The 21,292-nt window shown below is 33.2% G+C and carries 22 protein-coding genes, 1 tRNA gene and 1 pseudogene; 16 read left to right on the forward strand and 8 right to left on the reverse strand.

Going from position 1 to position 21,292, the window contains the following annotated elements; translation table 11 throughout:
• Nucleotides 1-8: 8 nt before the first annotated feature.
• The gene (locus tag FW754_RS11300) at nt 9-1,211 is read right to left on the reverse strand and encodes an SfnB family sulfur acquisition oxidoreductase (RefSeq protein WP_446324690.1); all 1,203 of its coding nucleotides are present in this window, start codon (nt 1,209-1,211) and stop codon (nt 9-11) included.
• 378 nt (nt 1,212-1,589) lie between these two features.
• Here FW754_RS11300 and FW754_RS11305 point away from each other — a divergent pair, with 378 nt between their 5' ends.
• On the forward strand, nt 1,590-2,354 hold the full coding sequence (locus FW754_RS11305) for a glutathione S-transferase family protein (RefSeq protein WP_446324691.1): 765 nt from the start codon (nt 1,590-1,592) through the stop codon (nt 2,352-2,354).
• A gap of 142 nt (nt 2,355-2,496) precedes the next feature.
• Nucleotides 2,497-2,970 (forward strand): Lrp/AsnC family transcriptional regulator, encoded by a 474-nt coding sequence (locus FW754_RS11310; protein WP_419346768.1) that lies wholly within the window; start codon nt 2,497-2,499, stop codon nt 2,968-2,970.
• Between the two features lie 94 nt (nt 2,971-3,064).
• On the opposite strand, the gene FW754_RS11315 is transcribed toward FW754_RS11310, so the two are convergent.
• The 4 genes from FW754_RS11315 to FW754_RS11330 form a co-directional block, all read right to left on the reverse strand.
• On the reverse strand, nt 3,065-3,814 hold the full coding sequence (locus FW754_RS11315) for a YebC/PmpR family DNA-binding transcriptional regulator (protein WP_409510456.1): 750 nt from the start codon (nt 3,812-3,814) through the stop codon (nt 3,065-3,067).
• A 107-nt stretch (nt 3,815-3,921) separates the two neighbouring features.
• Entirely contained in the window at nt 3,922-4,485 is a 564-nt protein-coding gene (locus FW754_RS11320; protein ID WP_409510455.1) for a 1-acyl-sn-glycerol-3-phosphate acyltransferase, read from the reverse strand.
• Nucleotides 4,486-5,226: 741 nt separating this feature from the next.
• A complete protein-coding gene (locus FW754_RS11325; protein WP_409510454.1) occupies nt 5,227-5,589 on the reverse strand; it encodes a hypothetical protein in 363 nt (120 codons plus the stop codon).
• 685 nt (nt 5,590-6,274) lie between these two features.
• Nucleotides 6,275-6,628: a hypothetical protein gene (locus FW754_RS11330; RefSeq protein ID WP_409510453.1), complete on the reverse strand. Its 354-nt coding sequence runs from the start codon at nt 6,626-6,628 to the stop codon at nt 6,275-6,277.
• Nucleotides 6,629-6,877: 249 nt separating this feature from the next.
• Here FW754_RS11330 and FW754_RS11335 point away from each other — a divergent pair, with 249 nt between their 5' ends.
• From FW754_RS11335 to FW754_RS11350, 4 genes are all read left to right on the forward strand, one after another.
• Nucleotides 6,878-7,336 carry a DUF2147 domain-containing protein gene (locus FW754_RS11335; RefSeq protein ID WP_446324692.1) on the forward strand — a complete coding sequence of 153 codons (459 nt, stop codon included), beginning with the start codon at nt 6,878-6,880 and terminating at the stop codon, nt 7,334-7,336.
• 528 nt (nt 7,337-7,864) lie between these two features.
• Nucleotides 7,865-8,221, forward strand: a complete 357-nt coding sequence (locus FW754_RS11340; RefSeq protein WP_409510451.1) for a roadblock/LC7 domain-containing protein — start codon at nt 7,865-7,867, stop codon at nt 8,219-8,221.
• Between the two features lie 179 nt (nt 8,222-8,400).
• On the forward strand, nt 8,401-8,718 hold the full coding sequence (locus tag FW754_RS11345; protein ID WP_409510450.1) for a DUF1889 family protein: 318 nt from the start codon (nt 8,401-8,403) through the stop codon (nt 8,716-8,718).
• Between the two features lie 295 nt (nt 8,719-9,013).
• Nucleotides 9,014-9,139 carry a hypothetical protein gene (locus FW754_RS11350; protein WP_409510449.1) on the forward strand — a complete coding sequence of 42 codons (126 nt, stop codon included), beginning with the start codon at nt 9,014-9,016 and terminating at the stop codon, nt 9,137-9,139.
• 311 nt (nt 9,140-9,450) lie between these two features.
• Here the strand turns inward: FW754_RS11350 and FW754_RS11355 are convergent.
• Nucleotides 9,451-9,527, reverse strand: a tRNA-Ile gene (locus FW754_RS11355).
• Between the two features lie 159 nt (nt 9,528-9,686).
• On the opposite strand from FW754_RS11355, the gene FW754_RS11360 reads away from it, so the two are divergent.
• From FW754_RS11360 to FW754_RS11370, 3 genes are all read left to right on the forward strand, one after another.
• Nucleotides 9,687-10,478: an Arm DNA-binding domain-containing protein gene (locus FW754_RS11360; protein WP_446324693.1), complete on the forward strand. Its 792-nt coding sequence runs from the start codon at nt 9,687-9,689 to the stop codon at nt 10,476-10,478.
• The gene (locus FW754_RS11365) at nt 10,426-10,941 is read left to right on the forward strand and encodes a tyrosine-type recombinase/integrase (RefSeq protein ID WP_446324694.1); all 516 of its coding nucleotides are present in this window, start codon (nt 10,426-10,428) and stop codon (nt 10,939-10,941) included. The genes FW754_RS11360 and FW754_RS11365 overlap by 53 nt, the downstream gene beginning before the upstream one ends.
• Before the next feature lie 782 nt (nt 10,942-11,723).
• Nucleotides 11,724-12,392 carry an epoxyqueuosine reductase QueH gene (locus FW754_RS11370; RefSeq protein ID WP_419346817.1) on the forward strand — a complete coding sequence of 223 codons (669 nt, stop codon included), beginning with the start codon at nt 11,724-11,726 and terminating at the stop codon, nt 12,390-12,392.
• On the opposite strand, the gene FW754_RS11375 is transcribed toward FW754_RS11370, so the two are convergent.
• Nucleotides 12,389-13,780: a methylenetetrahydrofolate reductase C-terminal domain-containing protein gene (locus tag FW754_RS11375; protein ID WP_446324695.1), complete on the reverse strand. Its 1,392-nt coding sequence runs from the start codon at nt 13,778-13,780 to the stop codon at nt 12,389-12,391. The genes FW754_RS11370 and FW754_RS11375 overlap by 4 nt on opposite strands.
• A 745-nt stretch (nt 13,781-14,525) precedes the next feature.
• Here FW754_RS11375 and FW754_RS11380 point away from each other — a divergent pair.
• The 4 genes and pseudogenes from FW754_RS11380 (at nt 14,526) to FW754_RS11395 (ending at nt 17,030) form a co-directional block, all read left to right on the forward strand.
• On the forward strand, nt 14,526-14,870 hold the full coding sequence (locus FW754_RS11380; RefSeq protein ID WP_446324696.1) for a hypothetical protein: 345 nt from the start codon (nt 14,526-14,528) through the stop codon (nt 14,868-14,870).
• A gap of 2 nt (nt 14,871-14,872) precedes the next feature.
• Nucleotides 14,873-15,676 (forward strand): hypothetical protein, encoded by an 804-nt coding sequence (locus tag FW754_RS11385; protein WP_446324697.1) that lies wholly within the window; start codon nt 14,873-14,875, stop codon nt 15,674-15,676.
• Between the two features lie 439 nt (nt 15,677-16,115).
• Nucleotides 16,116-16,468, forward strand: a pseudogene (locus tag FW754_RS11390) (hypothetical protein).
• A gap of 208 nt (nt 16,469-16,676) precedes the next feature.
• On the forward strand, nt 16,677-17,030 hold the full coding sequence (locus FW754_RS11395) for a hypothetical protein (RefSeq protein ID WP_446324698.1): 354 nt from the start codon (nt 16,677-16,679) through the stop codon (nt 17,028-17,030).
• Between the two features lie 725 nt (nt 17,031-17,755).
• Here FW754_RS11395 and FW754_RS11400 read toward each other — a convergent pair.
• Nucleotides 17,756-18,352: a carbonic anhydrase gene (locus FW754_RS11400; RefSeq protein ID WP_409510428.1), complete on the reverse strand. Its 597-nt coding sequence runs from the start codon at nt 18,350-18,352 to the stop codon at nt 17,756-17,758.
• Nucleotides 18,353-18,939: 587 nt separating this feature from the next.
• On the opposite strand from FW754_RS11400, the gene FW754_RS11405 reads away from it, so the two are divergent.
• From FW754_RS11405 to cobT, 3 genes are read left to right on the forward strand one after another with little or no spacing between them, the layout of a single operon-like run.
• Nucleotides 18,940-19,605 (forward strand): 2'-5' RNA ligase family protein, encoded by a 666-nt coding sequence (locus FW754_RS11405; protein WP_446324699.1) that lies wholly within the window; start codon nt 18,940-18,942, stop codon nt 19,603-19,605.
• A 33-nt stretch (nt 19,606-19,638) separates the two neighbouring features.
• Entirely contained in the window at nt 19,639-20,181 is a 543-nt protein-coding gene (gene cobU, locus FW754_RS11410; RefSeq protein ID WP_446324700.1) for a bifunctional adenosylcobinamide kinase/adenosylcobinamide-phosphate guanylyltransferase, read from the forward strand.
• A gap of 11 nt (nt 20,182-20,192) precedes the next feature.
• Nucleotides 20,193-21,263 carry a nicotinate-nucleotide--dimethylbenzimidazole phosphoribosyltransferase gene (gene cobT / locus FW754_RS11415; RefSeq protein ID WP_446324701.1) on the forward strand — a complete coding sequence of 357 codons (1,071 nt, stop codon included), beginning with the start codon at nt 20,193-20,195 and terminating at the stop codon, nt 21,261-21,263.
• The last annotated feature ends 29 nt before the right edge of the window (nt 21,264-21,292 follow it).

Genomic DNA, 21,292 nt, shown 5'->3' on the forward strand with positions numbered 1-21,292 from the left:
GCTTCTCCTTAAATCCAAGCATGTCGAGCAGGCAGAGTATGATTGAGGTAATAATCACCCAAGGCATGTAATTTCCAACGGACAGGATCATGTAAGGTATGAACACGGGCATTACGCCAATGTTGATCTAAATTATGGATACTGAGACTTGAACGACTACCACCAAGTTCAAACAATTTTTCTGAGATGTGTAAGGCAGCATCATTGGCATAGACTTTGGCTTCAGCGACTAAAATAGAGGCTTTCGCTGCTTGTTCATTGGAAACAGTATCTAGAGCATCAAGTTCATCTAAATATTCAGCAGCTTCATCAAGCAATAATATTGCAGCATCTAATAAGACAACTGACTTGCCAACTTCTTGTAATGTGTAATGCTCAAAACTGGCTTTTTCGACTTGTGCATCGACAATTGGGCGAGCTTTTTTGACTGCTGAAAGTGTATCTTCAAGAGCAGCTTCCGCAATTCCTACATCAATTGCAACTTGAATGAGCTGTGAGAATGCACCACGATAATTCGTTTGATTGGAAAGTTTACGCTCATCAAAAATAAGAAGAGGGTTGACTTTTACTTGTGTGAGTTTGACTGTACCACTAGACGTTGTTCGTTGACCAAAACCATTCCAGTTATCGATGACCTCTACACCGTCAGCTTGTCGATCAATAATTGTAAGAACAACATGACCATCAGGGTGAATGGCTTTAATTGCGAGCCAATGTGCGAAAGAACTACCCGTTGAGTAAAATTTTTCTCCATTGACAAATAAACCACCATTTTTTTCAATTAATGTTGTGTTGAGCGTTTTTGTATCTTTAGTATGGCGTTCAGGACCACCGTTGGCTAAACGTTTACCTTTTAAAATTTCATTAAAAACAAAATGTTTTTGTTCATCTGTACCCATAATGTCAATTATGTTAAGTAAAGCAATTTGATTTTGAGGAATCTGTCCGAGGCTGGAATCTGCTTTATTGATGATGCGGAAAACTTGTGCGAGAGTTTTATTTGAAACAAATGCACCACCAAATTTTTTAGGAATACGTATACCGCCTAATCCCTTTTCACTAAAGGCATCGACTTCAGCAAACGGTAGCAGTCGTTGCTGATCACGCTCATTACGTCCTTCCAATGCAAAATCTGCGACTTGATAAGCTGCTTGAATTGCATCGAGATCATTTTCAATAATATGAATATTTTCAAAGATTAACTGAGACATAAAAACACCTATATTTGATGTTTAAAAGCTAACCTTGAAAAGTGGAAAGATTAAGCAATGGATTGTGAATAACTTATAAAAATATAATTTAAAAACAAATTTTGCTATATTTTTCATTTTAATGAATATGCTAAGTGATTGATTAGGATTAGTTTATGGGGTGTGCTTTGGGGGTGAAAAAACCAATTCAGATAGACTTATCTACATTTCAGATATTTTAGACATAAAAATGTATAAATTAAGCTAATTTGATTGATGAGATTTATTAAATATTTGGATAAAAAGCACATTGTAATTCTTAAATACACTCACTAAAGTATCCAACTGAAATCGTAGGTTTTTATAAAGCCGAAATAGAAAAATAAATGTGGAGTATTTATGAGAACTTTATACCAATTTCCTTTATCACACTTTTGTGAAAAAGCGCGTTGGTTGCTAGATCATAAGGAGTTGGACTTTATTGCCCAAAATATGATGCCTGGCGTACATCGTGCATTTGCTCAACTCAAAACAGGGCAAAATAATTTACCCATTTTGAAAGATGGCGAGCGTTGGATTGCAAATTCGACACAAATAGCATTGTATTTAGATGATACCTATCCTGAACATCGATTACTGAGTACAGACACTAAATTAAGAGATAAAATTTTAGGGATTGATCTTATTTGTAATGACTTGGGTACACATGTCCGTCGTTGGGGGTTAGCAGTGACTTTGGCAATTAGTGATGAACCGATTGAAATTATGATTGGTGAAAAAGGGTATTTGCGCCATTTTGAAAAATTTTCCAAACCTTTGTTGAAAAGTCTAGTGGCAAAAAATTATCAACTTGATGAAGTGACGGTTGCAGAATCGAAAGAAGCACTTGATAAAATCATTGATGATTTAAATGTAAGGCTCATTGAAAATGGTTGTCGTTATATGGTTGGAAGCCGCTTAGGACTTGCCGATATTGCAGTCTGTTCAATGCTTGCACCATTACTTGAGCTCGTAGGCACGCCGTGGGAAAATGAGCACTATGAAGATCAATCTGATGCGTTTGTCGATTATAAAAAACAACTACTGAATTTACCACTAGGTCAGTATGTGCAACGTATTTATGCTACAGAACGCAATGCAATGGTCGATTGGCGTGGCGTTTAAGTTTTTATATATTATTTTTCTTAATTTTTCTAAAAGTAGGGAATTAAAAATAATAAATAATTTTATTGTGGGAAATAAATAATTTTTAATGTTAAATTGAAGTAAATATTTTCAATGATTTATCTTTGCACGGGAGTAGGTGATGGAACTTGATCGTTATGATAAACAGATTCTTGAGATTCTGACTCATGAAGACATCAACCTTAATGAATTGTCTGAACGTATTAATCTCTCAGTCAGTTCAGTGCATCGTCGTATTAAAAACTTGATTGAAACAAAGTTGATGACACATTTAAAACGTGATATCAACTATGAAAAATTAGGTTTTAAACTACATATCATTTTACAAGTTTCCTTGAGTAAACATGATACAGATACTTTTGCTAAATTTTTGGAGGAACTAGAAAACATTCCAGAAGTGATCAATGCATTTTTAGTGACAGGGCAAACGGCTGATTTCTTAGTGGAAGTTGTGGCGAAAGATATGGAAAATTATAGTGAAATTTTACTCAAAAGAATTGGGAAAATTGAGCATGTCGTGGCACTGCATTCAAGCTTTGTCATTAAAGAATATAATCATGTTTTCGATTGTAGTCGCTTGCTGAGTCGAGTTTAAGTCAACGTTGATATGCTTTTTGAAATATCTAATTTAACAATGATATTAATTAAGAAACGCACCTTTTAGTGCGTTTCTTTTGCTTCAATTCGACTTAATCGTCTAATTCCGCCATGACTTCTTCTGTGAACTCAACGTTAGTATAAACATTTTGCACATCATCAAGATCTTCAAACATATCAATCATTTTTATGATTTTCTTCGCTTGATCAACATCAGAAATCAACGCTTTTGTTGAAGGGTTCATGGTTACTTCAGCATTATCAGATTTCAAACCTGCAGCGGCTAAAGCATCTTGCACATCACCAAACGATTCAGGGGTAGTGATGACTAAGATTTCATCCTCACTCACTTCAATATCTTCTGCACCCGCTTCTAAAGCTACGTCCATGATTTTATCTTCTAAAGACACATCTTCAAAAGTAATTTCACCACGTTTAGTAAACATATACGCAACAGAACCTGCAGTACCTAAGTTACCATCTGTTTTAGAGAAACAGTGACGAACGTCAGGAACTGTACGGTTCAGGTTATCCGTCATGGTTTCAATGATGACAGCAACACCGCCGACACCATAACCTTCGTAGGTGACTTCTTTTAAATCAGCATTTTCTTCGCCGCCAACACCACGTGCAGTTGCACGGTTGATGGTGTCACGTGTCATGTTTGCAACTAATGCTTTTTCGACAACTGCACGTAAACGTGGATTCGATGCGACATCACCACCGCCTAAGCGAGCAGCGGTTACAATTTCACGAATAAATTTTGTAAATACTTTTGCGCGGCTCGCATCTTGTTTTGCTTTACGATGCTTTGTGTTTGCCCACTTGGAATGACCCGCCATGCGAAATATGCTCCTTGTAGATTGGCTTTATGCCATATCAAATTGATGCAATTCTACCATAAGCACTTTTTTCAGAGAAAGTGCTTATTTTTTGGAAATGCGTCAGATTAATGATTTTTTTCTTCAGGAATGACAATATCTAGACCTGTATGTTCTTTATATAGGCGTTTTATTTCAGCAAGGTCTTGATCTAAATCGGAAGGATATATTTTTCCAAAGATTCCGCCTTGTTTAGTCTTCGAATTAGCATACATCAGCACAATAGGTACACCCGCAGCTTTTGCAATATGCCAAAAACCTGTACGAATAGGTTTACGAGGTTGCCCGCGTTCAGCACGTGTTGCTTCAGGAGCAATAACTAAGTTGAATTTATCATTGGCTTCAAAAAGCTCAACCATCTGGGAAACAATATCTTTATTGGATTTACGATCAACTGGAATACCACCAAGTTTATTTAAAATTGGCTTCATAGGACCTTTGAATAATTCTTTTTTAATCAAAATATGAATTTTCAAATCAAAAATTTGGAAAATAGCCAACGATAAAACCGCATCCATCATGGAAGTGTGCTCAAATCCAATAATAACTTGTTTTTTTTCGAGAACATTGGGTTCAACTCGATACGTCCATCCTGCAAGTTTAAAGGTGAGTTCACCCAACATCTTTTTCATTTTTAGCCTATACAAATGTATAATAATTTAAGGTGTGCATTTTGCGATGAATATTTTAAAAAAACAATATCGATATTGTCAGAACTTTGTGATTGTATGTACCATGATTTATAAGCAATAAAAAACCTAAATAAATATATATTCACTTTTTTAGATCATTAAATATCAGCGACAGATCGTTGAAAATGTAAGTCTCAAAATAGGTAATTTTTATTTCTGAAAATGCGCTCTTAATATACGGCGTAATTCTAAAATTACTTCAGGTGTTTCATGTGTTAATTGCCCACCTTTATCACGGTTTCAGACACAGCACCATCTAAATGTGAACTGGTGTAAGGGACAATCCCATCTAAGTATTCTGGACTTTTATTGTATTGTTTTTTTTACTAATTATCGAATGAAAAGGTACATTGGGTGTTGGCATGATATTGGTCGTGGGGAGTATGAAACGTGATTTTTATTTAAGCCATTTTTCACATATGGCAGTAGGTGTAATTTGCTATTTACTAAATAAATAATTAATAGGTTAACTATGTAAATTTAGCAGAGTATTTAGTGAATGGTCATGTAGATAATAAAAAACCCATCACAAGGATGGGTTAAATGGAGTTTGTTGTGCTAAATCAAAGTCAAAAATATATAGACGAAGCCTTACTCTCATAAGATTTGATCAAAGCAGTTTTAGTACTTACAATAATTCTTATCAACTCGATTACCAATTATGCGACAGAGCATTAAAAATTAATCCATTTCACAATGAATATGTAATTTATCCGTGTAGTAATCTAGGGCTAAGTCTAAATCTCGCAATAACTTCTCAGAAGTGAAGTCATTGGGTGCTGCTTCTAGTAGGGTTGGTACATATTTTTGTATATACAAATTCGGATAATCAATGCATAAAATTTGTTTTTTAATATGTAATTGGGTTTTAGGATTGTCTAATTGATCTAAATATTTATTGATTTGGATATCAACTTCCTCAATATCTTGACTTGATTTAAGTTGTATCTTTTGGGTATCGGATAGATCAACAGGATCAGATTTTTTTTGACAACCTGGAATTGCTAAAATAAATATCAAATAGAATTTAATTTTATTTTTCATAACATGCCCCTAAAAGTAGACCTCTAACCAAATTCTACATTCGTGATCAAGTGACATGCTCCATGCAGCTTCTCGGTGTAGTTTAACAACCACCAACTTAACCCCGATTCCAATGTGAGGTTTGAGGCAGTTTCTAATGTCAGAGGCTTTACCTTTATGTTTAATTATCCATGTAGATTTTAATAACTTTACACAACCATTAGAGATAGAAAGAATTGCATTGGTAATATCCTCAGTATCATAATTTTCTGAGTGGTCGTAACTTATTAAATAGTTCATATCGTGCCCTTTTAGATTATAAAAAAAAGGGGAAGCTTTAATGGCTAAGACAATCTACTAATGTTGTGGAGTAGTAAAATGTTTATCCCCTTGTTCTTTAAGACGTAAATAATATTTCATAAACTGTATTGGTCATTTTTTGTACGACAAATATTTTTACCATGTTTTTGAAGGTATATCTGCTTTTTAGATGTAAATTTTGATCATATTTTTTAATGATTTTAGATGTTTAGAACGGAAATATAATATTTTATTTAAGAATAATTTAACTATTGTTTGTCGATTGCACTATTTTTCTAAATAATATTTTTATGGTTGGTTTTAATATCATCTGTAAGTGAGTTATAACTATCTGTAGATAAAAGAAAAACCCACACGTGGTGGGTTTTTAAAATGTGTAAAATGCTTATTTCTTATATTCAGTAATATTTATAGGTTTATCTTTTACAAACTCAACAATACCTTCACCATTCTTAAAATGTATAGATACACCGTCATTGTTTGCTAAACGAACTCCACTTGCAGATACTGCAGCTTTTAAATGAATAACTCGATCTGAGTTATCAGTCATTATAGCTGTTTCAAAATTATCAGAAGATTTTAGTTGAATAGTTAGATCCATTGGACCAACAAAGTTAATCACCTGAGTTTCAATTGGAATGCTTGGCACATTTTCTACAGGCATAGCTATTTGTGTAGGAGATGAATTACAACCAGCCAATGCTAATGCAATCATTGAAGCGCCAATAAAATATTTCATATTAAAAAGTCTTTAGGTTTAAATATTGGAAATAGCATCTTAACTATCTGAAATGATAGATAAAGGTGTATTAACATTTAGATGACAAAAAATATCCACTACAGTTACTAGGTTAGATTTTAGAAGAAAAATATTAGGTATATATTTAATTTTAATCAATTTTTATCATTATAAAAAATTATTGTTATAATCCTTCACGTTTTATGCACATTTGTGCTTCTTTTTAACTTAACTGTAAATTATTTTTATATGAATTTTAAATTTTTGAGTGCGATTGCACTATTATTGGGACTTACCAATCCATTAAATGCCATGCCTTTTGATCCATTAATTGGTACATGGAAGGTTATAGATGACAGGACTGGATCTTATATTTCAGATATTGTAGTTCGTAAAGATTCGAAAACAGAGCAGTATAGTGCTGTTGTCACTAAGAATTATCCGTTGTTAGGTAAATCAATTTCTGAAACATGTGTTAAATGCCAAGGTGCTCTGAAGGATCAACCCATTTTTGGAATGGAGACGTTAAGAGGACTTGTTGCTGATAGTGATAAACAGCGCTTTCATAAAGGTGTTTGGATTAATACACAGGATGGTCAGGTCTACAATATTGATGCTCGCTTAAGCGTATCAGGAGATCAGCTTAAAGTTCAAGGTAAAGCTAAAAGCAGTAATACTATGAGCAACATGACATGGAAAAAACTTTAAAGATTTTCGTGGTATTAAATTAGGGGGCTTAGAAAGAAAACATATCTAAAATCGCCCAAAGGCGGTATTTATTTATGCAGTATTTATAAGATATATTTTATATACATCTTTAATCGAAGTATATATAATGCGAGCCGCATAACGCAACCTGAATCAGCGCAAATGATTTGGTTGAGCCCACTTAGAAATAGGTGGGCTTTTTAATGCTTAAACTTTATACAAGGTACTTATGAAATGGAAAAAAGTAAATAATACAACAGCGATTATTCTTGTACGATTGTAGGCTAGTGTGTTGGTTCACGGAGAATTGCTGTATAACAAGTTGTGGATAAAACGATATTTAATACGATAAGAAGTGACATGTTTTTCCAAAAGTATAAATTTCACACAAAAAGAAGCCCTTAAAGCGAGGCTTTATTTATTATGATAGTGGATTATTCATGTAATTTAAGCCCCTACATGGTAAAATTGAAATGTATATAAAAGTATAATTTTATATTTCATGAAATTTTTTGCGGGGAATATACAATGGCTAGAATTAGTCTAGAGTCTTTAAACGATATTGATGGTTTTATTGCGGCTGCACTTGTAGATAGTGATAGTGGTTTATCATTAGCAGCAATAGGGAATGGTATTGATTTAGAGCTTGCAGCAGCAGGAAATACGGAAGTTATTCGTGCTAAACGTAAAACTGTTAAGGTATTAAATTTACAAGATCAAATTGAAGATGTTTTAATAACATTGGGTAAGCAGTACCACATTATTCGTCCATTAGAAACAAATGATAATTTATTTCTATACGTAGTTTTAGATCGTTCAAAGTCGAATTTAGCAATGGCTCGTCATGAGTTAAGAGGCTTTGAGAAAGGGCTAGATTTCTCTTAATCGAATTGCTGTAAATTTTAGAGCTCATCGAAAGATGGGCTTTTTATTATATTAAAATAACATATTGTTTAATTTAAGAAATTGAAAATAATAAGTTAATTTAAAAATTTAACTTTTCTTTGAAAAAATATTGAATTTGTGAGAAAGTGCAGTTCTAGTAAAATAATGAGAACTATAAGATGACACCTTTAATTAAAGTAGTCCTAAAAAGAATAAATTTTCGAATGAATACTTCAGTTATTATTGGACATCCAGCTGATGAATCATTTATCAAGTACCTTTTAAAATGGTTACATCAACATAATGAAGTTTTGATTGTTGAAGAGATAACTCAGTGGGCAATTAAAAATAATTGGTCAGAAAGCCATATAGAAGATATTGGATGTTGGGCGAAGAAAATTATAGAGGGTAAGCCAGTTACAACAAGATATGTGCCTTCATTTACAGAAAACTATTTTAGTGATTTATTAGTTGAAGCAAGAAATAGTCAATTATGATTTTATAAACCTTCAATAGGGCGTTTTGCACCTAAATTAATGTATATGTTTTCATTTGATATATTCTTAAAAATAATATGGAGTTGTGGTATGGTGAATTAATAGCAAGTGCTAATACCATGATTCAACTGAAGATCAGCTTGAAAAAATTGTGATAAAGATTGTATTTGTGGTTTTAGATGATTAATGCGGATGGCTAATTGCCTTATTTAAAAAAGTTATAGTTTTCACAAATACAACATTGCCGCAGAAAATATTTGATAACTTTTAGTTCTAACCTTAACGGATGGAAGCTATGAAATATTTTACAATACTTAGCTTGGTCTTATTATTTGGTCTAACTGCTTGTCAAAAGCGGGATACAGATACTAGTCAGCAAGATAAAGCAACATCTCCACACTCCATGGATAAAGATAAATAAAAAATCCCGCACATTGCGGGTTTTTTAATCGATGCAGACGACTACTTTTGGAAAAATAAGAAACGTCCACTGAAAATAAACCCCCGCTCTAAACCATTACCCAAGGTAAAAGAAAAATATTTAGAAGCAGAAGGGGATTTTGAACAATCTTTAAAAGTTCTTAAACTTAAATATGCAAAGAAATTTCAATTTAATTCGTTTAAGCATTAGCATTTTGACTTTCACTTTATTGAATGCTTACATAAGGCTTACATGGAATTCAAATATTAAAAAACCACTTAGGATTAATGCACCTAAGTGGTTGTTTTATTTGGTGGGCCCACACAGACTTGAACTGTGGACCAACGGATTATGAGTCCGCTGCTCTAACCAACTGAGCTATAGGCCCTGCATCAAATTTATTGATTTTAAATCAATAACTTGGAACAAGCGCAATATTAAACATGTTTTTCAAAATGATCAAGTATTTTTTAAAGTAGACGCATAGTAGACTGTAGAAAATAGCGTGATATATTGTTAAATACTGCGAATGATTGCGATTCTATATATGTCAGTACAAAGAGTAAAGCTAACTAAGTCATTTATTGATCAATTAGCATTAGTTCCTGCGATTTATAGAGATAGTGAATTAATCGGTTTTGCTGTGCGTGTAAATAGTAGTTATAAGACATACATAGTGGAAAAAAAGGTCTTAGGTAAATCTGTTCGGTCTACTTTGGGTCTACACGGAAATATAACGTTAGCTCAAGCACGAGAATTGGCTCGTGAAAAACTTTTGCAGATGTCACAGGGTATTAACCCTAATGATGAAAAGAAAAAGAAAGTTTCAGATGAAGATGATCGATTAGCTATTGAAAAACTTAAGCCAACAATGAAAGAAGCTTTTGACAACTATTTATCGATACGAGATTTAAAATCAAGAACTATTAGTGACTATACAATTGTGATTGAAAAATATCTAAGTGATTGGAAATCGATGAAACTAGATGATGTGTCAAGACGCATGATTCAAGATAAGCACTTTGAGCTTTCTAAAAATTCAAAAGCACAAGCAAACTTAGCGATGCGTGTATTTAGAGCAGTCTATAATTTCTCTTTAGAACATTATCTTGATTATAACGATAAGCCACTTCTGTCTGCTTACAATCCAGTTAAAACACTAAGTGCAAGAAAAGCATGGAATAAGATTAAAAGAAGAAAATCTCATATTAACGAGGAGCAGCTACCAGATAGGGTGCGTGCAATTTTTCAGTATGAGGATCGAGGACAGCATTTTGAGACCAATCGTGATTTTTTTACTAACAATAATACTTACAGGTTTACGCAGGGAAGCGTGTGAATCTTTATCTTGGGAAGATATTGATTTAAAGTATGGGTTTATTACATCAATTGATCCTAAAAATGGTGAACCAAATAGATTGCCAATGGGTGATTTTTTATTTGAACTGATGAAAATAAGAAGGAAATATATTCAAAGTATCTGGGTTTTTCCTTCTGCAAAATCAAAATCAGGACATATCGTTAATATCTCTAAAGTTCGATCAAAAATTAATGAGCTATGTGAAATTCAATTCACTTTTCAAGACTTGCGTAGAACTTTTGGCTCGATAGCTGAAAGCTTGGATTATGGTCACTATACAATTAAGAGACTTCTAGATCATAAAAAAGATGATGACACTAATGTCACAGCTGGACTTATTCAAGTCAGTGATAACCGTTTACGTGAAGCGATGAATGAAATAGAAAATATTGTTTTGCAGGGTTATAAAAAAGAATACATCCATAAATTTAAATCACAGTAAAAACCCACCGAAGCGAGTGGGTTTCATTAAATAGGGGGAGTGGGTATGAGGATATCTATCCCTGGGGTTTGATATATTCTTTAGGGTGGTCAATCGTTGAATATAGAAAGTTTTTTAAATTTTTTTATTGTTAACAATTGAGGTGAGTAATTTTAGTAAGCTATTTATTATTGATGAATTTAATATTTTTATAATGATTTGTTGGTTGATTTTAAGTATTGTCATTTTTTATTTTGTAAAAAATATAGATTTTTCTAAATTTCATTCATTAATAAAGTAAATCATTCCATAATGAGTTTTTTAGCTTAGTGTATATATTATCAATGTGAATAAAATTAGCATTGAAAGCTAAAAGAAAAACGCTTTAACGTTCCCTAAAATCAAGATAATACAACTTATGCGAAATACTTGAACTTAATTATTAATCATCAATATCTTATATGAAACCATGATTGAGTTCAGTGCACTAAAATATTTATTGTGACGATTTACGTTTGTGATTTGATCAACAGAATTAAAGCTGTTGGAGAAAGCCCTTTAGTGTGCTTTTGTATAATTTCAATTATTTTAAATTGAGTCGTAAATTTTAGGTAAACTTAATTTTGGAATGTTATATATTTCTTAATTTGACAGAACAGCTATTCGTTATTTTAATTTTTTGAGTGTAATTTAACCATAAATAAATGAATTTCATGTTGTGTTGAAAAAATATCAATTTTTATGACTATTTAAAGGTTATTGAACTCGATAAAATATCGTATTTAGAATTCTTGTATTTTATTATGTCAAGCAAACTCGAACGTAAAAAAATAAGTCTCCCAGAAGGTCATAACAAACTTCTTCTACATTCATGCTGTGCGCCATGTTCAGGTGAAGTTATGGAAACATTAATTGAATCGGATATCGACTTTTCAATCTTTTTCTATAATCCAAATATCCATCCTGTAAAAGAGTATGAAATTCGTAAAGAAGAAAATATTCGCTTCGCTGAAAAGCATAATATCCCTTTCATTGATTGTGATTATGATACTGATAATTGGTTTGTACGTGCAAAAGGCATGGAAAATGAACCTGAAAAAGGCATTCGCTGCACAATGTGCTTCGATATGCGCTTCGAGCGTACAGCCCTTTATGCCGCTGAAAATGGCTTTAACTTAATCAGTAGCTCATTGGGTATCTCTCGTTGGAAAGATATGAAACAGATTAATGATTGTGGACTTCGCTCAGCATCAAATTATGAAGGAATCACTTACTGGGATTACAATTGGCGTAAAAATGGTGGTGCAGTACGTATGCTTGAAATCAGTAAGAATGAAGAGTTTTATCAACAAGAATATTGTGGATGTGTTTATTCATTACGTGATACTAATCGCTGGCGTATGAGCCAAGGTCGTGACCGAATCAAATTAGGTGTTAAGTTCTATTCCAATGCCATGGATGACGAATGCTAAGCCTCATTCGCTAAATACCAGTTTTTCCAAGAACTGGTTCCACGTACTTCAATAGGTACGGTTGGGATCAGCTTATTTTTTAAAACTTCTGTTTGATTTACAGCTTTTGCCAAACGAGCTTTTATTGAATGAATACATTCACGATCACCAAACTCACAACGATCTAAAAATGTGCCACCGCATGGGCCATTTGCTAAGCCTTTAGGGCAGGTTTCAGGGCAAATATAGAGTGTTTCACCTAAGCGACATTGACCACAACTTTCACATCCTAAAACTGAATGCTTACTGAGTAATTCTGTTTTTAATAATACTTTTGAAACAAGTTTTTTACTCCAAAAAGAATGTTGGAATATCCATCTGCCTGCACCAAATCCTACACGAGATTTAAACATCACTTCATGCATAAAATGTAGATGATGATATTTCAAAATTTCAGTGGGTTGTGCAGGTTTTGAAAAATTGGATAATGCAGGGATAAATTCATGACCTGTCTTAATTTCCCACAACTCCGTCCAAATTTTTAGGTAAGCTTCCAAATCTAAATTTCGATATTGGTCAATATAATTCGCTAAGAGAGCTTGCTCTTCTGGTTTATGACACGCTGAAAGATGTATACCTGCAAAACCCAAATGTTGGCATATCAAAATTTGTATAGCACAGCGCAAATATATGTTCTCAGTACATCCATGCTGTTTCTCATGCTCAAGTACATTGAGCATATGTGGTGTAATCACAATTCCTGCCACTTGATGTTTCACTATATACTTTGCACGAGCCAAACTTAGTGGCATTACACAGGCTAAAACTTTTTGCTGGTATTGATGTTGACTCAGAAAATGTATTACTTGTTTTAAAGCATCAAGGTCATAACCCAATTGGGTAATAATAAAATCTGCACCGGCATGAAGTTTTTTATGTAATTTGAAATACTGTGCATCACGTTCAGCTTCATTATATTTAAAAGGATTAAATGCCGTACCAATACAAAATCCACCTTTCTGCTTAGCTTGTATAATCGCATTTACAGACTCCAAATAACGGGTTCGCTCATACTTTGCTATGCCATTTTCATGCAGTTTTAATTTATCACCTGTCAGTAATAATAAATTTTGTATGCCTTGTTGTTGTGTTTGATCTAAAAATTTCTCGAAATCTTTAATGTCTCGATTTTTACCAGCAAAATGCAGTACTTTTTCCACGTTTTTTGGGTAAAGTGCTGCTGCTTCTAATGGTGCAAGATCATCATCTGAGTGAACACGATCTGCAAAAGTAGCTAATGTAGGAAATCCAGCAATATTTTTTGCCATTGGATAAATATTATTCGTGCCAAGATATTCAACGAGTACACAAAATTGATGTTGAGAAAAATAATTGCAGAGTTTAGACATAGTTATGCTAGAAAAATGATCATAGAATTGAATTTGGAGCAGATTTAAGGTTCTGTCGCATTAATAAATTAAGTTTTCCTAAAATGAATATAATACACCTTATGCGAAATACTTGAACTTTATATTAATAATTAAAATCTTAAATGAGACTATGATGGGGTTCAGTGCATCATGGTTCTTTGTGATTAATTCACGTTCCACGACTATATTTATAAATTCTCTTAATCACAGGTAAGAGCTTGTAAATAGACAAACTGTAGAGCGAAAGTTGTTTGGGCAACACCTTTAGGGGGCTTCGTATAAGCGCCATTATGTTAATAGAGTTGTGCGCCATGCTCGCTGTAGCTCGAACATAGTAGCTTAGTGTTTTCGACTTGGAAGTAGTCTATTTCTAGTTCTCTGATTTATCTTGATATATCTAAACATGAGGCAGTTTGTGTATGTCTGAATCAGCTAAAGTATTTAATATTTTAATAGATCTTTTAATGACATAGCCTTCATCTGTACCTGTGATGATTCCTTTGTCCCAAGAGTGAATTTTAGTGGTCTGTTCAGTATCAAATTAAATCTCGCCATTTTCTTTTAAAACAACTTTCTTATTGTCTGCTGTGATAATTATGCTATCATTTAGTTAATTAAAGGTGATTTATATCACTGTTTCATTAAAAAATAAGAAATAATTTGCATTAATTTTATGCCAAATTCAGGTTCAAATCTTATAAATTTATAAAAAAAAGGTAAATCAATGGCTGGTGGCTCTCAAATTATTATTAATGAAAATGGTATTATCATATTTACGCCCGCGAAGTTTGAGGCTAAAGCTGAACAGCATCTTTTTGAAGGTGGTGAGCATGTATTAAGTGCACTACCTAAGCTACCTGTTTTAGGTGATAAAAATGACTATAATTTACGCTATCTCTTAAAAGATAAAGATATTATATCCAATCAAAAATATATTGCATTTCTTCCCAATGGTGAATCAGTCGAAGGCACTACAAATGAGCACGGCTATACAGAACTATTTAAGACAATACAGCCAGAAGATATTTCGATCCATTTATATAATAATGAACAGCTAGATATTGATTAAATATGACTATTTTCTACCCGTATGCATTGCTTGAAACAAACTTGAAGACTCGATTACTTAAATATAAATTATATATTTATAACACTGTAACAAACACAATCAAATCTCCGATCATGCTTACTGATATCGCTTTTAAAAAAGTTGGAGACAGTTTGTATCAAACTAAATGTATTCAGGTTGACAGTACAAAAATTGGATTAGAAAGTCTTAGGGATTGTGTAATCATTTTAGATTTATATCGTGTAACGGCTTCTGGTAAAGAAGTTCTTGTGATGAACCGTCACATTATTCCAGATAAAATTGAATCTTATATTTATCCAGATCATGCAAAAAATAAGAATATTCCGATCACAAAATACAAGGAAGCGACTTCATTTACGAAAATCGTCAAAGATGAAAAATCCCCAAATACTTTAGAGTTATCCTTAAACCGAAATCGAATTTTTCAGTGTATAGACCCTGGATGCAAGCCTGGAGAATCTAAAGATCCTTTTTCTAAGGCTCAAATTGAAGCAGGTTTGCAGGCAAGATTAAATGAACCATTTCCAAATCAAGATTCCACTTCATTATGTGGACCAGCAGCATACTTTTTTTGTTTAATTAATTTAAGTCCTGCTAAATATAAACTAGCAGTTAAACAATTGTGGGAGATAGGTCAAGCCCAAATTGGACAACTTGAAATTAAACCATCTCTGAATGGATGTAAGCGTGTAAAGAATTTTTATTTGAAGAATGGTGATCCCAAAATTCCTCCTATTGATTGGATTACACTTGCCAGTTTACGTGAATCTGAAAATATTAAGTAAGCGCTTAAAGATCCCTCCCAAGAGGTAGCAGGAATTACGACATGGGGAGAAGTCGATAATTGGTTTAAGAAGTCTGGTTTTAAAGGCGTAAAAAATATCCTTTTTACCTCAATGGTTACAATCCAAGTCTAATTAGTGAAATTAATCAATATGCTGGTGCAGATTATTATGTAATTACGCTAATATCAGCTAGTCTTCTTAGCAGTGGTAATAGTTCTGGAACGCAAAGCTTTCCAGACCATTGGATTGTTTGGACAGATAAATTAAGAGATACAAAAGGGCAGCCTATAACAAGTGCTTCAGATCCATATAAAACAGAAGTTAGACTAAACATGTTTACTTGGGGGGAAAATACTCAAAGATTAGGCAAAGGAATAACGTTGTATAATTTTGAAAAGAAAATATTTTTTGCATTAATTGTTAAAAAGGAAAAATTCTAATGAAAATTAAACTTGTCTTTATTTTTTCAATCTTATTAATATTTACTGGCTGTGGTAAAAAATATACGATTACTCCAGATATATTACCTACTGCTTATGTTAATCAAGAATATAAAAAATAGTTAGAATATCAGGGGGTAAGGTTATAGATCATTATGCTAAATTAGAAACTAATATTCCTGAAGATTTAGGAGTAACGGTTCAGCCCGTTGATGAGCTAGATGGTTATAACATTATAGAGATTAAGGGGAGCCCTAAATACAAAGGTGAATTTAAAATTCACATTTGGGCTGGATTTTATGCAGGGGGCGATGCAGAGATTGATAAAACATATACGTTTAAAGTTGAATAATAAAAAACCATAGTTAAATCGTTTAGTTACCGATACAAATACAAAATAAGAATTAGACCTCTTGCGTTAGTTAAAATTTAAACAGTGATGATCTTTGATTCATAAGGTATTGCATAAGTAAAAAATGACTAAAAACTATATTTACGCAAGAAGTATAATTTTGAAAAGAAAATATTTTTGAATTAATTGTTAAAAAGGAAAATTTCTAATGAAAATTAAACTTATCTTTATTTTTTCAATCTTATTGATATTTACTGGCTGTGGTAAAAAATATTCAATCACTCCAGATCGCTTACCTACTGCTTATGTTAATCAAGAATATGAGCAAACTATTAAAATATCTGGGAGTAAAGTTGTTGATCAATATGCTAAATTAGATACAAATATACCAAAAGATTTAGGAATTGTAGTTCAACCTATTAATAATTTAGATGGATATAATATTTTAGAAGTAAAAGGTACTCCGATATATAAGGGAAAATATACTATAACGATAAAAGCTGATTTTTTTGGTGGTGGGGGTGCTAACATTAATAAGACGTATACGTTTAAAGTTGAATAAAAAGTTTTTTGATATCTTTAAATTAAGAATTTCTAAAATCAACATAAAACAATTTATAGCAAGTAATTGAAATTTATATTAATAATTTGAATTTCAAATGAGAGCCATGATGGGGTTCAGCGCATCATTAATCTTTGTGATTAATTCACGTTTCACGAAGAATGCTTAATCAAATTCATAAAAACAAAACCGTAGAGCTAATGAGTAAAACTAAAGCAATAATTGTTAGATAGCTAGCTAGTTTATTTAATCTTTCGCCTTCTTTTTCTTTACTGAAAATTTTTGACAGCGGGTAATTCTTAATGGGTAGTTGACACCAAGGATACCAAAAGCATAAAAAACCCAAAGTTCGTAGGATGCTTTGTAAATTCACAGATTCAAATAAAGCTATCAAGCTAGTTCCAACGCAAAACAACCCTAGAAAAAATCCAAACCAAGATTTGATGAAGCGGTTGTCGTTAAAGTTTGTTGATAAATCGGTCATATTGTATTTTATAAAATGTTATTGAGAATCATTATTAATAATATCAGATTAACTATATTTTTGAAAAATAATTATTATCTAGATAGTTTAGGCATTTTATTATATCTCCTGTAATGCTCGTTTGTATGAATTCTCACTTAAACTTCAGCAACTCGTCATTAAGAAACTGGTTCAGGATTTCTTATAAGTGAAGCGCCGTGAGGTGCTTTATTTGTTTTCTATAGGCTAAATCGTGTAGCGCTTATTGAGAGAATAAGTATGGTGTAGCGATTATATCTTCTTCTAAATCCATCCAAGATATATAACCACTGGCAATGTCATATACCGCAGGAATCACTCGAGCATCTTGTTCAATTTTAGCCTGATGTTTTTCTAACGCGGCATTTAGCGATCTTGCTGTAGCTAGAGTGTGATTTTTAATAGAATCCTCTACGTTTCCATTGAGTACAAGATTATCATCAATTTGTGTGATGAGATCCTTTAAAGGGCCTTTCATTTTCTTGTTTTGGTGAGCGGCTGTTACAGCTCCACAGCAAGTATGGCCAAGTACAATAATCAAAGGTGTCTTTAGATGCTGTATCGCATATTGAATGCTTCCAAGAACCGATGTATCACTGACATTACCGGCATTTTGAATCACAAATAAATTTCCAAGACTTTGATCGAAAATAATATCAGGGGATACTCTCGAATCTGAGCAGCATAGAATCACAGCATACGGATCTTGGGCTTCAGACAATGTTTGTAAGTCGTGGTGTAAAACGTTATTCATTTTGTTTTGAATAAAGCGCCCATTTCCATCTTTTAAAATAGTGAGTGATTCTTGCCAAGTTTTCAATTGGTAAACCTCTTATGCCATTTAAATGCTGTCTGTAATAATTTTGGATATTTAAATTTATTGTTGATACCGTAACATATCATTTTTATTGTAATTATTTAAGGGTTAGAAAAATACGAGCACGTTATTATTTTTTCTTCGGGCATTTTGTGCCGTTTCCACCTGGTAAGCAATTTTTACACGTTTTTCTGACACGTTTCACTGTAGATCTAACAATATGCAATATATCAGCAGAGGTTACATCATTCACTTTTTTATCACCAATATGGCAGATCCAAAGGTTGCTGAGCTTTAAACAGGTTATGTCGGTAGTAATAATCCAAATTGGTCAAGTAAAGCATTTAAAAACAATGATTGATGCCCCTTTAAAAGCAATAAATTAAGATGTTTATGAGTGGGGAGAGTGTGGTTTTGATTTTGGGTTAAGACCACAAAATTTATCTGAAATATTGTCTGCTAGGTTCGTTGATATTTTAATAAAAAATCTGAAATTAATTTATATATAATGAATAAATATCAGATATTTTTTAATTTTACACACTCCAAGCATGTTTTAATATGCTTGTTCTTTTGATGTTGTTTATATCGTGTTTTTACGCCCAAAAAGTCTGACAGTCCCAACTTTAGCGCATGATTATCCTGAATGGCATAAGGGGCGGGAAAATTACGCCTTATGGTATATTGAAATTGAACATCCTGAATTAGTTGAATATTTAAATAAACTCAGAGTAATCTTTGAGTCTGATTTATTTCAACCCAATATTCGTCAGTTTCATATTACTTTATTTGTGTGCGGTTTTTTAAAAAAAGAGGCTGACACAATATTATCTCATCAGAAGAATACAGTAATATACAATGATGATTTTAGTATTGAGCAATTTCAGCAGCAGTATATGCAATTAAAAGCATTGAATTTAAAGCCGATTCAATTGAAAATAGGTAAAATTGATAGTTTCGATAGCGCACTTTTTGTTGAGGTTTTAGACACTGAAAATAGCCTAAGCAATATTAGACATCTTCTTTCACAACAAACCTTTGAACCTGCCGCTTTACATTATTGTCCCCATATTACCTTAGGTTTATATCGTTGCGAATTTCAAAGCGAATATCTGTACGAAAAAATTAGCCAGATTCCACAACAAAGTTTTAATATTGAAATTGAACATTTAACTTTTGGTTCTTATCAGGCAAAAGTTTTACAAGGGGAATTGTATCCCAATCAACATATTCAATTGGAATTAGGTCGTGAATAAACCTCAATACTTCATTTATCACAGGGATTTGTCATGTTGCAATTGATTTTGGGCGGTGCGCGTTCAGGAAAAAGCCGCTTAGCGGAGCAGACAGCAAAAGCATCTTTACAGTCTGTGATCTATATTGCGACAGCACAAGCGCGTGATGCTGAGATGGAAGAACGAATCGTGCATCATCAGGCACAACGTCCAAGTGAATGGCAGGTCATTGAAGAACCTTTATATTTAGCTGAATGTTTAAAGAAATACGATCAAGAAGGACAGCTTTTTTTAGTCGATTGTCTTACTTTATGGATAAGTAATTTATTGATTAATGAAGATAAAAATATACAGTTTGCACAATGCCAACAGTTATTGGCAGTTTTATTGACCTTAAAATCTGATGTGATTTTAGTCAGCAATGAAACAGGACTCGGTGTCGTACCGCTCGGTGAATTAACCCGAAAATTTGTCGATGAATCAGGGCGTTTGCATCAAGAGATTGGAAAAATTGCGAATAAAGTCAGTTTCTGTGTTGCAGGATTTTCCATGACTTTAAAAGATGAAATGAATTTTAAAAATGATCGATCAATGTAAAAGGAAAAATTTTGACAGCGTTAAATACAGTATATTGGTGGAATGAGGCTTGTGCGGTACCAAATCAAGCAATCAAACAACAAGCGGAAGATCGACAAGGACAATTAACTAAACCGACAGGCTCACTGTCTATTCTGGAACGTGTTGCAGTGCAGCTTGCAAGTTTACAAGCCAATGCAAAGCCAAATGTTGACCAGCCTTGGATTACCATTTTTGCAGGTGATCATGGGGTGATGGCGGAAAATATTTCGGCTTATCCGCAAGCAGTGACTCGCCAAATGTTACAAAATTTTGCTACAGGTGGGGCATGTATTAGCGTGATTGCTCGTGAATATGCAGCAAATTTACAAGTGATTGATTGTGGTTCTGTAGGTGAAGTTTATGATTATGTTGGTGTTGAGCGCCATTGCATTGTTGAAGGAACAGCAAATTTTGTAAAACAAGTTGCTATGACCGAAGCGCAATGTCTGCAAGCAATGGCTTTAGGCTCTGATAGTGCAAATCAAGCCTTTGCACAAAAAGCATCGGTTTATATTGCAGGGGAAATGGGCATTGGAAATACTTGCTCTGCATCAGCTGTTGCATGTTTCTTATTAAACGAACCTGCTGAGCAGTTGACGGGTGTGGGTACGGGTATCCGTGAAGAACAATTGATTCATAAGAAAAATATCATCAATCAAGCCATTCAGCTTCATCAAGATTATGTGCAACAGAATGCTTTTAAAGCCCTTTGCGCTGTCGGTGGATTGGAAATTGCAGCAATGACAGGCGCATATATCCGCTCTGCACAGTTAGGATTGCCAATTATTGTCGATGGTTTTATTAGTACAGTTTCAGCGTTACTTGCAGTACGTTTAAACCCTGAAGTGCGCCAATGGATGTTGTTTGGACATCAATCTGCCGAGTATGGTCATCGTAGATTATTACAAGAATTAGATGCCGATCCATTACTTAAACTCGATTTACGTTTGGGTGAAGGTAGTGGCGCAGGTGCATCATTAGGTCTGATCAAATTGGCATGTAGTTTACATAATCAAATGGCAACTTTTGCGGAAGCGGCTGTGATTGGTGAAAAAGTTTAATTTGCATATTGATCAATAAAGGCATTGAA

Source organism: Acinetobacter sp. 1207_04 (assembly GCF_052850415.1).